At 68.8% G+C, this 12,467-nt stretch carries 12 protein-coding genes; 7 read left to right on the plus strand and 5 right to left on the minus strand.

The annotated features are described in order from the left end of the window. The first annotated feature begins 94 nt into the window (after positions 1-94). Together ACFQQC_RS05120 and ACFQQC_RS05125 are read left to right on the plus strand one after the other, a co-directional pair. Positions 95-1,033, plus strand: a complete 939-nt coding sequence (locus ACFQQC_RS05120; protein ID WP_376860313.1) for an alpha/beta fold hydrolase — start codon at positions 95-97, stop codon at positions 1,031-1,033. A 120-nt stretch (positions 1,034-1,153) separates the two neighbouring features. Further along, positions 1,154-3,271, plus strand: coding sequence for a PBP1A family penicillin-binding protein (locus ACFQQC_RS05125; RefSeq protein ID WP_376860315.1), 2,118 nt, complete (start codon positions 1,154-1,156; stop codon positions 3,269-3,271). Here the strand turns inward: ACFQQC_RS05125 and ACFQQC_RS05130 are convergent. The 3 genes from ACFQQC_RS05130 to ACFQQC_RS05140 form a co-directional block, all read right to left on the minus strand. Continuing rightward, positions 3,268-3,984 (minus strand): M48 family metallopeptidase, encoded by a 717-nt coding sequence (locus tag ACFQQC_RS05130; protein WP_376860317.1) that lies wholly within the window; start codon positions 3,982-3,984, stop codon positions 3,268-3,270. The two genes, ACFQQC_RS05125 and ACFQQC_RS05130, sit on opposite strands and share 4 nt — an antisense overlap. Then, on the minus strand, positions 3,950-5,230 hold the full coding sequence (locus tag ACFQQC_RS05135; protein WP_376860319.1) for a polyhydroxyalkanoate depolymerase: 1,281 nt from the start codon (positions 5,228-5,230) through the stop codon (positions 3,950-3,952). Before ACFQQC_RS05135 ends, ACFQQC_RS05130 begins: the two co-directional genes overlap by 35 nt. A gap of 117 nt (positions 5,231-5,347) precedes the next feature. Continuing rightward, entirely contained in the window at positions 5,348-5,959 is a 612-nt protein-coding gene (locus ACFQQC_RS05140) for an SCO family protein (RefSeq protein WP_376860321.1), read from the minus strand. A gap of 53 nt (positions 5,960-6,012) precedes the next feature. Between ACFQQC_RS05140 and ACFQQC_RS05145 the strand changes: the two genes are divergently transcribed. From ACFQQC_RS05145 to ACFQQC_RS05165, 5 genes are all read left to right on the plus strand, one after another. Beyond that, positions 6,013-7,494 carry an ActS/PrrB/RegB family redox-sensitive histidine kinase gene (locus ACFQQC_RS05145; RefSeq protein ID WP_376860323.1) on the plus strand — a complete coding sequence of 494 codons (1,482 nt, stop codon included), beginning with the start codon at positions 6,013-6,015 and terminating at the stop codon, positions 7,492-7,494. Positions 7,495-7,573: 79 nt separating this feature from the next. After that, on the plus strand, positions 7,574-8,128 hold the full coding sequence (locus ACFQQC_RS05150) for an ActR/PrrA/RegA family redox response regulator transcription factor (protein ID WP_376860325.1): 555 nt from the start codon (positions 7,574-7,576) through the stop codon (positions 8,126-8,128). 57 nt (positions 8,129-8,185) lie between these two features. After that, positions 8,186-8,629, plus strand: a complete 444-nt coding sequence (locus tag ACFQQC_RS05155) for a hypothetical protein (protein ID WP_376860327.1) — start codon at positions 8,186-8,188, stop codon at positions 8,627-8,629. 157 nt (positions 8,630-8,786) lie between these two features. Then, positions 8,787-9,209: a DUF2141 domain-containing protein gene (locus tag ACFQQC_RS05160; protein WP_376860329.1), complete on the plus strand. Its 423-nt coding sequence runs from the start codon at positions 8,787-8,789 to the stop codon at positions 9,207-9,209. Positions 9,210-9,313: 104 nt separating this feature from the next. Further along, positions 9,314-10,780 (plus strand): carotenoid oxygenase family protein, encoded by a 1,467-nt coding sequence (locus ACFQQC_RS05165; protein WP_376860331.1) that lies wholly within the window; start codon positions 9,314-9,316, stop codon positions 10,778-10,780. Positions 10,781-10,823: 43 nt separating this feature from the next. On the opposite strand, the gene ACFQQC_RS05170 is transcribed toward ACFQQC_RS05165, so the two are convergent. Together ACFQQC_RS05170 and ACFQQC_RS05175 are read right to left on the minus strand one after the other, a co-directional pair. Then, positions 10,824-11,603 (minus strand): LytTR family DNA-binding domain-containing protein, encoded by a 780-nt coding sequence (locus tag ACFQQC_RS05170; RefSeq protein WP_376860333.1) that lies wholly within the window; start codon positions 11,601-11,603, stop codon positions 10,824-10,826. A 4-nt stretch (positions 11,604-11,607) separates the two neighbouring features. Beyond that, positions 11,608-12,330, minus strand: a complete 723-nt coding sequence (locus ACFQQC_RS05175) for a TetR/AcrR family transcriptional regulator (protein WP_376860335.1) — start codon at positions 12,328-12,330, stop codon at positions 11,608-11,610. Positions 12,331-12,467: the final 137 nt, after the last annotated feature.

The following is a 12,467-nucleotide window of genomic DNA, read 5'->3' on the forward strand; positions in this document are numbered from 1 at the left end:
GGAACGGGAAGTCTTGACCGGCTGCATCCAATCGCGCCTCCTGCGGCGACCAAGGGAAAAGGGCGGGCGATCGGCTCGTCCAAGGGGAACCGCAATGAAGACCATGACCGCCGTCGCCGCCTGCCTGATGCTGGGTCTCGCCGGCCCCGCCTTCGCCCAGTCCCACGGCGCGCATGGCGACCACGCCGCCCATGGACACCAGCATGCGGACTTCGAGTCCGGCCGCTTCCACGTGCGCATCGACGGCCCGGCGGAGCCGGTCGGCGACATCATCCTGATCCCGGGCCTGAGCTCCTCGCCCGAGGTCTGGGATGGCCTGACCGAGCAGCTGAAGGGCCGCTATCGCATCCACCGCATCCATGTGCAGGGCTTCGCCGGCGCGCCGGTCGAGGACAACGCCACCGGCCCGGTGGCCGCCCCTGTCGCCGAGGACATCGCCCGCTACATCGCCGAGCAGAACCTGAACAAGCCGGTCGTGATCGGCCACTCCATGGGCGGCACCATCGGCATGATGCTGGCGGCGCGTCACCCCGACAGCGTGGGCAAGCTGATGGTCGTGGACATGATCCCCTTCATGGGCGCGATGTTCGCCCAGCCCGGCGTGAACCCGACGGTGGAGAGCGTCACCCCGGCGGTCGAGGCCATGTCGGCCCAGACCGCCGCCGCGACCGATGAAGCCTATCGCGCCCAGGCGGCGGCGGCCGTTACCGGCATGATCAAGACCGAGAGCCTGCGCGCCGGACCGCTGGAGGATGCGGCGACCAGCAACCGGACGACGTCCCAGAATGCCTATCGCGAACTTCTGCTGACGGACCTGCGCCCTGAACTGGCTCGCATCACGGCGCCGGTCGAGGTGCTGTATGTCGCCTTCGAGTTCCCCGGCATGACGCCGGAGTTCACGGACGGCATCTACCGGATGTCCTACGCGACCCTGCCGTCGGCGCAGCTGAAGCGGATCGACAACAGCGCCCACTTCATCATGCTGGATCAGCCCGAGGCGTTCGCCGCCGAGGTGAACGCGTTTTTAGAATAGGGCCCGATACGGTCATCCTTTCGGCGGAAATGGACTTCACGGTCCTGTGAAGACAGGTGGGACATTTCCGTGCACCGTTTGATCGGCTAAGGCCGACGGACGGGTTGGATGAGGTTTTAGATGGCCGGCGGCTTCAGCTTCGGACGGGGGAACAGCGGCGGCGAGAAGCCGAAGCGGACTCCGTTGCAGCGCGTGCTCTACTGGGGCGCCGTTCTCGGCGTCTGGGGGGCCATCTTCCTGGTGGTCTTCTTCGCGGTGTTCGCGCGCGATCTGCCGGACACCTCGACCCTCTACAATGTCGATCGCCAGCCCTCGATCACCTACCTGGATCGCAACGGCGCCCTGATCGCGGTGCGCGGCACCCAGCAGGCGCCGCCCGCCGACCTCGATGCCCTGCCGGACTATGTGCCGGCGGCCTTCATCGCCATCGAGGACCGGCGCTTCTATCACCACCCCGGCTTTGACCCGATCGGCATGAGCCGCGCGGCGGTGTCGAACATGCGCGCCGGGCGGGTGGTGCAGGGCGGTTCGACCCTGACCCAGCAGTTGGCCAAGAACCTGTTCCTGAGCCCGGACCAGAACCTTAAGCGCAAGGTTCAGGAGCTGATGCTGGCGGTCTGGCTGGAGATGAAATTCTCCAAGAAGGAGATCCTCGCCCTCTATCTGAACCGGGTCTATTTCGGCGCTGGCGCCTACGGCATCGAGGCCGCGTCGCAGCGCTATTTCGACAAGTCGGCGAGCAATCTGACGGTCGGCGAGGCCGCGCTGCTGGCAGGCCTGCTGAAGGCCCCTTCGCGCTATTCGCCGGTGTCCGAGAGCGAGCGGGCGGCGAACCGCGCTACCGTGGTGCTGAACGAGATGGTCGACGCCGGGGTCATCACGCCCGAGCAGCGCGCCCAGGCGGTGACCGAGCCGGTCCGCGTCTCGCGCACCCTGGCCACCCAGCACGCCCAGTACTTCATCGACTGGCTGGACAAGCAGATCCGCGAACTGGTCGGCGAACCGACCGAGGACATGGTCGTCGAGACCACGCTGGACCTGACCCTGCAGACCCAGGCCGAGCGGTCGGTGCGCCGCATCCTGGACCGCGACAAATCCAAGGGCGTCGAGCAGGCCGCGCTGGTCGCACTGGACGGCGAGGGCCGGGTGCGCGCCATGATCGGCGGTAGCTCCTATGCGGACAGCCAGTTCAACCGCGCCACCGAGGCGCGTCGCCAGGCCGGTTCGGCCTTCAAGCCCTTCGTCTATCTGACGGCGGTCGAGAGCGGTTACACGCCGGAAACCCGGGTCAATGACGCGCCCATCCGCATCGGCAACTGGTCGCCTCGTAACTACTCCGGGACGTTCAATGGCGAGATGAGCCTGGCCAACGCCGTGGCCCAGTCGACCAATACGGTCGCCGCCGGGATCGCGGACCAGATCGGCCGGGACAATGTCGCCCGCACCGCCCGCCGTCTGGGCGTGACCAGCCGCATCGGTCTGGAGCCGGCGATGGCGCTCGGCGCCGTCGAGGTGTCTCCGCTGGAGATGGCCCAGGCCTATGACGCCTTCGCCAACGGCGGCCGCAAGGTCGAGGCCTATGGCATCAGCCGTATCCGCACGCCGGAAGGCCGTGTGATCTACCAGCGCGCCAGTCGCGCCGACGGTCCGATGCAGGCCATCAGCAACCCCTACCTCTACTACATGAACCAGATGCTCCGGGGTGTGGTCACCTCGGGCTCGGGCCGGTCGGCGGCCATCAGCGGGCGTGATCTGGCGGGCAAGACCGGCACCACCTCGGACTACAAGGACGCCTGGTTCGTCGGCTACACCGGCGGCTTCGTGACGGCCGTCTGGGTCGGCAAGGACGACAACACGGCCATGCGCGGCGTGACCGGCGGCTCGTCTCCAGCGGCCATCTGGAAGGGCTTCATGGAGGCGGCCCTGCCGCGCCTGAACGCCCCGGCCATCCCCAACGGTCCGCCCATGCCGGAAGGCTGGACCCCGCCCAGCCCGGTCGAGAGCCTGATCGGCCAGATCGGCGACCTGTATGGCGACAACCCGCCGGGTGACGGCAATGCTGACCCGCTGGACGAGCGGCTGATCGAGCCGCAACCGACGCCACGGCCGATCGCGCCGAACCGTCCGGAGACCCCGGTGGTGCGCCCGACCCAACCCCAGCCGCAACGGGACGAACCGCGCCAGACACCGCCGGCCGGCCAGCCGCCCGAGCGGAAGGCGGACCCGCTGTTCTTCTAACGCCCCACCGCGTGAAGCGCGGGGCCGTGGTCCCGAAGCCATTTGCGGTAGGGGCGGTGGTCGCCGACCAGCCCGTGGACGACCGACCAGTAGGCCGGGCTGTGGTCCGCATGGACCAGATGGGCGACCTCGTGGGCGGCCAGATAGTCGGCCACGGCGGGCGGGGCCAGGATGACGCGCCAGCTGTAGCGGATGGACCGGTTGTGCGGGCTGCACGAGCCCCAGCGCGAGCGGGTGTCGGCGATCGAGACGGTCACCGGGCGCTGGCCGAGGGTCCGCAGGTGATGCTCGGTCCGCTCGGTCAGGACCTGACGGGCCAGCCGCTTGAACAGGTTCTCGACGCGGCGGGAGAAGGCCTCGCCCTCGCCGCCGGACTGGATGACAGGACCGTCGGCGGTGTCGATCAGACGCGCCGCGCCCGCGCCGCCGACGGCGACCAGCCGGGTCGGAAGGCCGTACAGCGGGACGACGGCGCCAGGCTCCAGCGGAGCGCTGTCCGGGCGTTCCGCCAGCCGTTCGCGCATCCACGCTGCCTTGGTGCGGGCGAAGGCCACGACCTCGCCCAGCTTGCGCTCGGACGGGGCGACCAGCACGGCCTCGCCCGCCCGTCCGTCAATGCGGATCGACAGGCGGCGGGCGCGCGGATTGACCGACAGCCGGACCGGGACCCCTAGGGTCTCAGGCGGCAGTCGCTGGCCGTTCCGGTACTGCACAGAGGGCCTCGTTGGCCGCGATGAAGTCGCGGACGCGGGGATAGATCTCGTCGCGGAAGCGGCGACCGTTGAAGACGCCGTAGTGGCCGACTTCCGGCTGGACGTACAGCACCCGGCGCTCGTTCGGCAGGTTGGGGGTCAGGACGTGGGCGGCCTGGGTCTGGCCGACGCCGGAGATGTCGTCCTTCTCGCCCTCGACCGTCATCAGGCCGATGTCCGTGATCTTCGTCAGATCGACCTTGCGCCCGCGGTGCTCCAGCAGGCCGCGCGGCAGCAGGTGCTGCTGGAAGACGATGTCGATGGTCTGGAGGTAGAACTCTTCCGACAGGTCCAGCACCGACAGGTACTCGTCGTAGAACTCCTCGTGTTTCTGGGCCCCGTCGCCGTCGCCGGACACCAGGTCCTCGAAGTAGCGGCGGTGGGCGTCGATGTGCTTGTCCTCGTTCATCGACATGAAGCTGTAGAGCTGGACGAAGCCCGGATAGACCCGCCGGCCGAAGCCCGGATAGGGCCAGGGCACGGTGTGGATCATGTTCGACTGGAACCAGGTGAACGGCTTCTCTTCGGCCAGTTCATTGGTGACGGTCGGGGACAGGCGGGCGTCAATGGGCGAGCCCATGAAGGTCATGGAGGCCGGGCGGTTCGGATCCTCGTCCTCGGCCATCAGGGCGCAGGCGGCCAGCACCGGCGGTCCGGGCTGACAGACGCCGACAACGTGGGCGCGCGGGCCGATCTGGGCCAGCATGGTGCGGACGTGGTCGATGTAGTCGAAGAAGTCGAACCGGCCTTCCAGCATCGGCACCTGACGGGCGTTGGACCAGTCGGTGACGTAGACGTCGTGGTCCTGCAGGAAGCCCTCGACCGTGCCGCGCAGCAGGGTGGCGTAGTGGCCCGACAGGGGGGCGACGATCATCACCGCCGGAGCCACGGTCGGCTTGCCCGCGCGCTTCAGGTCGCCGATGTGGCGGGCGAAGCGGACCAGACGGCACCAGGGCGAGGACCAGACCACCTGCTCGGTCGTGCGGACCGGCTTGCCGTCAATGGTCACGACATCAAGGCCCCAGGCCGGCTTGCCATAGCGGCGGGTGATGCTCTCGAACAGTTCGGCCGAGGCGAAGGCCGTCCGTCCGACAGCGGTGTCGGCGGCCGGATTGAGCGGTGAGGTCCAGAAGTCCCGGGCCATCTGGGCCCCGATCCGGAAGGGAGCGGCCGAGGCGTAGGCCAGCTCGTGAAGCGTATACAGCATGCGTGTCCTGAGACGGCCCCCGCCGAGAGTGCGGCAAGGCATCATAGATCATACCGCACTGCAAAAAGATTATCCGCGATCACTGAAATCGTGAACAGCGGTGCGGGACGGCCTGGATCAGTTCCGGGCCATCTCGCGACGGATGACCTCGGCCGAGTTCTTCGGGCCCATCGCCTCGCCGAGAATGGTGCGGAAGCGCCCGTCCGGGCCGATCAGGAAGATCGTGAGCGAGTGGTTCACGGTGTAGTTCTCGCCCTCGCCGTTGCGGCTGTAGGAGACCCGGTAGGCGTCGGCGGCGGCGCGGACCTGCTCCGGCGTGCCGGTCAGGCCGACCACATCCATCGGATAGGTCGACAGATAGTCCTTCATCGCCTTGGGCGTGTCGCGCTCGGGATCGACCGAGATGAAGACCAGCTGCAGGTTCTCGCCCTGGGCGCCGAGCTCCGCCTTGGTGGCCTCCAGCATGGCCAGGGTCGTGGGGCAGTAGTCCGGGCAGTAGGTGAAGCCGAAGAAGACCAGCGACCACTTGCCGTTCAGCATGGTCTGATCGACCGGCTGGCCCTCCTCGTTGACCAGCTGGAAGGGGCCGCCGATCTTGCTCTGACCGGAAGAGGTGATCTCGCCGGTGGTCGTGGGCTGGCGTCCGACAACGACCATGGTGACGACGGCTAGGGCGGCGGCGATGGCGATGCAGGCGCCGGCGAAGATGAGGATGGAGCGGCGCGGCATCGCGACCCTTTCGTCATGGCCCCAAGCGGGCAGAACCGGTCTATAGAAGAGACGTGAGCGCCACAGAAGATCATCCGACGCCGCAGTTCGCGGCTCCCGCCGAAACGCCCGGTCCTTTCGCGGGCTGGCGCAACCTGCCCAGACGCAACCGTGGCCTGTCGTTGCGGACCCTGATCATCGTGCGCTGGATGACCATCTTCGGTCAGAGCGCGACCATCTTCGTCGCCACGGCCTGGTTCCACTTCGACCTGCCGCTGTGGTTCTGTCTGGCCGCCATCGCTGCCAGCGTGCTGCTGAACCTCGACGCCACGGCGCGGCTGAAGCGCAGCGAGGGTTCTACGACGGACGGCACGCTGACCGCGGCCCACCTCGGCTTCGATATCCTGCAGACATCGGTCCTGCTGGGCCTGACCGGCGGACTGCAGAACCCGTTCTGTCTGCTGCTGGTGGCGCCGGTGACGGTGGCGGCGGCGTCGCTTCCGGCGCGGCAGGCGATCTTCATGGGCCTGATGGTGCTGATCGCCACGGTCTGTCTGTTCTTCGTGTCCATGCCCCTGCCCTGGCAGGCGGGGACCGAGCTGAATCTGCCGCCGCTGTACAAGTTCGGCATCGGCATGGCCCTGACGACGGGGGTGGTGTTCACCGCCACCTACGCCTGGCGGGTGGCGGCGGACGCCGAGAAGCTGGAACTGGCGCTGGCGACCACGCAGGACGTGCTGCAGCGCGAGCAGCGGATGGCGGCGCTGGGCGGCCTGGCCGCCGCCGCCGCGCACGAACTGGGCACGCCGCTGGCGACCATCCAGGTGGTGGCGAAGGAGTTGCTGCGGGGCTCTGAGGAAGGCGGTCCGGCGGCCGAGGACGCGGCCCTGATCCTTCAGCAGGCGGAACGTTGTCGCGAAATCCTGAAGCGCCTGTCGCAGCAGCCGGAGGAGGAGGGCGGCATCGTCTTCGCCGAGGTGGGGTTGAAGGCGCTGCTTGAAGAGGTGGTCGAGCCGCACCGGGGCTTCGACCTGGAGTTCGAGGTGTCGGTCCAGACCGCGTCCGGCGAGAAGCCGCCGCGCGTCCGCCGTCTGCCGGAAGTGATCCATGGCCTGTCGACGCTGGTGGAGAACGCCGCCGACTTCGCCGGCAGCAAGGTCCGGGTGCGGGCGCTGGTGGATGCGGGCTTCATCGTGATCGAGGTGGTCGATGACGGTCCCGGCTTCCCGCCCGATATCCTGCCGCGTCTGGGCGAGCCCTATGTGACCAGCCGTCCGCAGGGCAAGGCGCGCCGGGCCCTGACCGCCCAGATCGCGGCTTCGGTCGCCGGCGCCGCGCCGGGTCGACGGGCGCGCAAGGCGACGGCCCCGTCCGCGCCGGAAGTGATCGCCCCAAGCCAGGGCGGCATGGGTCTGGGCTTCTTCATTTCCCGCACCCTGCTGGAGCGGACGGGCGGAAAGGTCAGCGTCGGGGTCGGCGACGGCGGCAAGGGGCAGCCGCGCGGCGCCCGCGTGGCGGTGCGCTGGGCGCGCCCGGCGCTCGAGGTCGCGACCTGAGATTTGGTGTCGCACCCCCCGTCTGAACCTTGACCGGGGGACCGCCGTTACCGACTTGGACCGAATGGAACTGACGCAAATGCCCGAGATCGAAGACCGCATCGCCGCGCTGACGGACAAGACCCTGCTGCTGCTGGACGATGACAACGCGCTGCGCACCCGTCTGGGGCGCGCTCTGGAGAGCCGTGGCTTCGAGGTGACGACCGCCGGATCGGTGGGCGAGGCGACGGACGCCCTGCGCGCCTCGGCCCCCGCCTTCGCCGTGCTGGACATGCGTCTGGAAGACGGCAACGGCCTGAAGGTGGTGGAGATGATCCGCGACCGTCGCGAGGACAGCCGCATCGTCATGCTGACCGGCTACGGCGCCATCGCCACCGCCGTGGCGGCGGTCAAAGCCGGCGCCGTCGACTATATGCAGAAGCCGGCGGACGCTGACGATGTGGTCAAGGCCCTGCTGATGACCGGGGAGGCCCCGGAGCCGCCGGAAAACCCGATGAGCGCTGACCGGGTGCGCTGGGAGCATATCCAGCGGGTCTATGAGCTGTGCGACCACAACGTTTCCGAGACGGCCCGTCGCCTGGGCATGCACCGCCGGACGCTGCAACGAATTCTCGCCAAGCGCGCGCCGCGCTGACATTGACCGCTCCCCGTGTCTGCGCCACCGTCGGTGCGGCAAGGGGGCAGGCGGATCATGAAGCGCTATCTCGGGGTGTTGATCCCGGCGGTTGGTTTCATCGTGTCGGCCGGCATCGCGGCGTGGCTGATCGGTGTCTATGCGCCTTGGTACAGGCTCCCCTATCTGGTTCAGACCCACGAGATCGTCCTTCGATTGGTGATCGCGTTGATCCTGTGTCTGCTGATCGCCGTGCTGGTGGTTGGCGCACGGGCGCTTGTGGATCGCAGGGGGCGGTTCAATCGTGAGCTTCTCGCGCTGGCGCTCGCGCCAGTTCTGCCAGCGGGGCTGGAAATTTATAACGGCGTCCAAGGGAGTCGGTATTTCCTGATCAACTCCAATATCGTCACCTTCGCGGACCGGGCTCCGCCGCTGATTGAGGCGTCCAGCGTTGCAGCGTTTGCCTTCTTCGTCGCCGCCCTCGCGATGAGCTTCCGATTGCTGGGAGGCCGCGGCCGCTGATCGAACGTGTCCATTCGCGTTTCGTGAGTGAACAGGCGTGGCCATTGGCGAATGGATGGCGTTCGATCCTGCAAACGATGTGGCGGCCGGTGCGGGGTGCCGCCACGGTCTGGCTCAACGAGGCCCGGTCGTCGGGTCTCTCTCAGGAAAGCCCGACATGATCCGCATCGCCACCCTCGCCGCCGCCGCCCTGCTGGGCCTGACCGCCATTCCGGCCCATGCCGAAGGCGACACCCTGACGCTGACCTATGAGACCGGCGTCCGCACCGGCAAAGTCATGATCGCCGTGTTCAACTCCGAAGTCGCCTATAACGGCGGCGAGCCGATCGTCTCGGTGGAAGCCGACGCCTCCGGCGAGACGGCGGTCGCGGTGCTCCGCGACCTGCCCGCCGGCGAGTATGCGGTGCGCGCCTTCCACGATGTGAACGGCGACGGCCGGATGAACACCAATCCGTTCGGCATGCCGAGCGAGCCCTACGCCTTCTCGAACAACGCCGTCGGCATGATGGGCCCGGCCAGCTGGGAGCGGGCGCATTTCACCGTCTCCGGCGACACCGCCCAGACGATCAGCATCCGCTGACGCGGATGTCTCTCTTGGGGCCTAACGCGCTTCGCGCTGCTTGAGTCCCCAAACCCCGGTCCTGCCAATTTTCACGCCCTGCTCCAGATATCCGGAGACCCGCCATGCTCGCTGCCCGCCGCAACTTCCTGATGGGGGCCGCCGCCCTGTCGGCCGCTGTCGTCACGCCCGAGACCGTTCGCGCCATGGCGGCGATGCAGGCCTCGGCCGACTGGTCGCTGGCCACCGTCGACGTCGAGGGGGACATCGCGCGCGGGACGATGCGGCGGGTGCATGGCCGGGCGCCGGTCGATCTGGAGGGGGCGCTGTTCCGTAACGGGCCGGGGAAGTTCCGGCGGCCGGGCGGCTCGGTCACCCACTGGTTCGACGGCGACGGCCTGATGCGCGCCTTCCGCGTTCGCGACGGGCAGGCGACGCTGGAGGCCCGCTTCGCCGACACGCCCAAGCGCCGCTGGGAGAGCGAGATCGACGCCGTGGTCACGCCCGGCTTCGGCACCCCGGGCGATGGCCGGGCAAGGATCGGCTCCCCCGATGACGCCAGCGCCGCCAACACCGCCGTCATGGTCGCGGGCGACGAGGTCTGGGCCCTGTGGGAAGGCGGTTCGCCGCTGGCGATGGATCGCACCGATCTGGCGACGAAGCGGTTCGTCACCCTGCGCGACGATCTGAAGGGCATGCCCTTCCAGGCCCACCCGCGCTATGACCCGGACGGCACGATCTGGAACATCGGACTGAACGGCGACCGGATGATCGTCTGGCGGCTGAACGCCGATCGCGGCCTGCACACGGCGGAGGTCGTGCGCCTGCCGCGCGCCAGCTACATGCACGACTTCACCGCCACGGCCCGGCATCTGGTGATCGTGCTGCAGCCCTGGGTCTTCGACCACCACGGCATGCCCTACGCCAGCCAGTTCGCCTGGCGGCCCGAGATGGGGACGCAGGTGATGGTGGTCGACAAGGCCGACCTGACGCGCACCCGCCTCTTCGAACTGCCGGCCTTCAGCTATTTCCACCTCGGCGACGCCTGGGAGGACGGCTCGGGCGCGATCCGGTTCGACGTGGCGGCAGGCAAGGATGTGGCTTTCGCCGTCGAGGGCGCGCGGGTGCTGGTCGAGGGGCGGGGGACCGTGACGGGGGCGCCGTCGGAACTGTCTCTGGTCACCCTGCACACGGACGGCCGGGCCGAGATGGCGTCCTCGGGCATCGCGGCGGAGTTCCCGAAAAGCGATCCGCGCCGGGCGGGTCTGGCGCGCCGCCGCACCGTCCATGTGGCGGGCGAGCGGGGCGGGCGGCCGCTGCCGAACGGACTGGCGGTGCACGACTGGGAGACGGGCCGTTCGGACGCCTTCTCGTTCGGCGATGACGTGATCATGGAGGAGGCCAACTGGGTGCCCAAGCCGGGCCGCTCCGGCGAGACGGACGCCTGGCTGGTCGCGCCGGCCATCAACCTGCGCGAGGGGGTGACCGAGCTGCATGTCTTCGAAGCCGGGCGGGTGGCGGATGGCCCGGTCGCCAGCTGGCGGGCCGACATCGCCCTGCCCGCGGGCTTCCACGGGATCTGGGCGGGCTGACCGGCCTCAAGTCGCGCGAAGCGCGATAGGCCAACAAAAAAGTCTAATACCAGCCGGCCTCGCGCAGGGCCTTGGCGTAGCGGCGGCTGACCGGAACCTCGACGCCGCCGTCGAGGGTGAAGGTGGCCCGGCCCTCGCTCCGGCTGACATCGCGCACGGCGTCACGGGCGACCCACCAGCTGCGGTGGGTCTGGGCGCCCTCCAGCCCCTCAAGTTCTGACAAGGCGTCGGACAGGCGCATCAGGATCAGATCCGAGCCCCGGTCGGTGTGGACGCGCAGATAGTGGTCCTCGGATTCCACCGCGCGGAGGCTGGCGCCGCGCAGCTTCGGCGGCAGACGGTCGAGGAAGCGGGCGGGGGCGGCTCCGGCCGGGGCGGCCTGGGTCTGCACCGGCTCGCGCTGGAGGAAGATGTTGAGCACGCTCAGCACGCCGGTGACGACGGTGACCGGCAGAAGGAAATAGACCAGCCGCTCCAGCGTCGCATATCGCCCGCCCTCGAAGACCCAGACCGTATAGGCCCAGACGAACAGGGTCAGGGGCAGGGACATGGCCGCGGTCAGGGCCAGGGCGCCCAGCCATGGGCGGCGATCGAAATCGATCCAGCGTTCGACCTGCCGGGCGCAGACATGGCCCCAGGCGGCGCCGATCAGCATCAGCGGCAGCCAGTAGGTCACGCGGTGCGTGAAGCCCATGCCGGTCATGCCGAAGGCGCCGGTGAAGGCCAGCACCACTCCGGCGGCGCCCGAGACGGCCAGACCCTTAACCAGGCCGCGATCCAGCGTCAGGCTGAAGGTCCGGGAGTGTCGCTCGGTTAGGCTCATGCTCTCAGTCCGCGTCGCGGGGCGCGCAGACGGCGCGGAATCCGGCGGCGGCGAAGCGGACCATATAGTCCCCGGCGCTCTCCAGATCGCCCGAGCGGCACAGGCCGCCGGACAGGCGATCGAGGCGGCCGGTCTCGCCCAGCGTCAGGGTCAGGGCGCCGGACAGGTTGTGATAGGCCCAGTAGACATCGACGTCGCGGGCGCCCGGAAGCACCTGCTTGATCAGTTCGATCAGGCGGCGGATGGCCGGGTCGAAATAGCGGGCCATGGTCTCGCCGCCGAAGGCCGGATTGGCGTTGGTCTGGGCGACGAGGGCGGCATAATGTTTCCAGCCTGGTCCGCCCTTCAGCGACCATTCGAACGGCGGCCGCAGGAAGGCTTCCAGCAGGCCCTCCAGCGTCATCGCCTCGCCGTGCTCGCGGGCGTAGCGGTTGATGGCGTCGACGCGGTCGTTGTTCCAGACCTCGGCCCGGCGCAGGAAGACGGCGTCGAACAGGCCCCGCTTGGCGCCGAAATAGTAGTGGACCAGCGCCGTATCGACTCCCGCCTCACGCGAGACCTCGCGGATGGTGACGCCATAGAAGCCGTGCTTGGAGAACAGGTCCTCGGCGGCGTCGAGGATCGATTCGCGGGTGTCCCCGGCGCCGGTGGCGCGCGCCTTGGGCGGCCGGCCGCGGCGGGCGGGACGGGGCTCGTCTGTGGAAGTCGGGACGTCTTTGTCGCTCATGGCGGCAAGCTAGGCTTGTGTCCCCCGACTGTGCAACGGCGCCACAGCGTCAGGGCCCTGTTTCCGCCGCGGAAGCGCCACCGTTTGACAGGGGGCCGAAAACCGGTACGTTCCGCGAAAATCATTGAACGCTGAAT

It is taken from the genome of Brevundimonas sp. GCM10030266, assembly GCF_042666595.1.
Taxonomy (GTDB): domain Bacteria; phylum Pseudomonadota; class Alphaproteobacteria; order Caulobacterales; family Caulobacteraceae; genus Brevundimonas.

Coding starts and splice junctions, on each gene's coding strand:
- ACFQQC_RS05120 (WP_376860313.1), top strand. CDS start 95: ATGAAGACCATGACCGCCGTCGCCGCCTGCCTGATGCTGGGTCTCGCC.
- ACFQQC_RS05125 (WP_376860315.1), top strand. CDS start 1,154: ATGGCCGGCGGCTTCAGCTTCGGACGGGGGAACAGCGGCGGCGAGAAG.
- ACFQQC_RS05135 (WP_376860319.1), bottom strand. CDS start 5,230: ATGCTGTATACGCTTCACGAGCTGGCCTACGCCTCGGCCGCTCCCTTC.
- ACFQQC_RS05140 (WP_376860321.1), bottom strand. CDS start 5,959: ATGCCGCGCCGCTCCATCCTCATCTTCGCCGGCGCCTGCATCGCCATC.
- ACFQQC_RS05150 (WP_376860325.1), top strand. CDS start 7,574: ATGCCCGAGATCGAAGACCGCATCGCCGCGCTGACGGACAAGACCCTG.
- ACFQQC_RS05155 (WP_376860327.1), top strand. CDS start 8,186: ATGAAGCGCTATCTCGGGGTGTTGATCCCGGCGGTTGGTTTCATCGTG.
- ACFQQC_RS05160 (WP_376860329.1), top strand. CDS start 8,787: ATGATCCGCATCGCCACCCTCGCCGCCGCCGCCCTGCTGGGCCTGACC.
- ACFQQC_RS05165 (WP_376860331.1), top strand. CDS start 9,314: ATGCTCGCTGCCCGCCGCAACTTCCTGATGGGGGCCGCCGCCCTGTCG.
- ACFQQC_RS05170 (WP_376860333.1), bottom strand. CDS start 11,603: ATGAGCCTAACCGAGCGACACTCCCGGACCTTCAGCCTGACGCTGGAT.
- ACFQQC_RS05175 (WP_376860335.1), bottom strand. CDS start 12,330: ATGAGCGACAAAGACGTCCCGACTTCCACAGACGAGCCCCGTCCCGCC.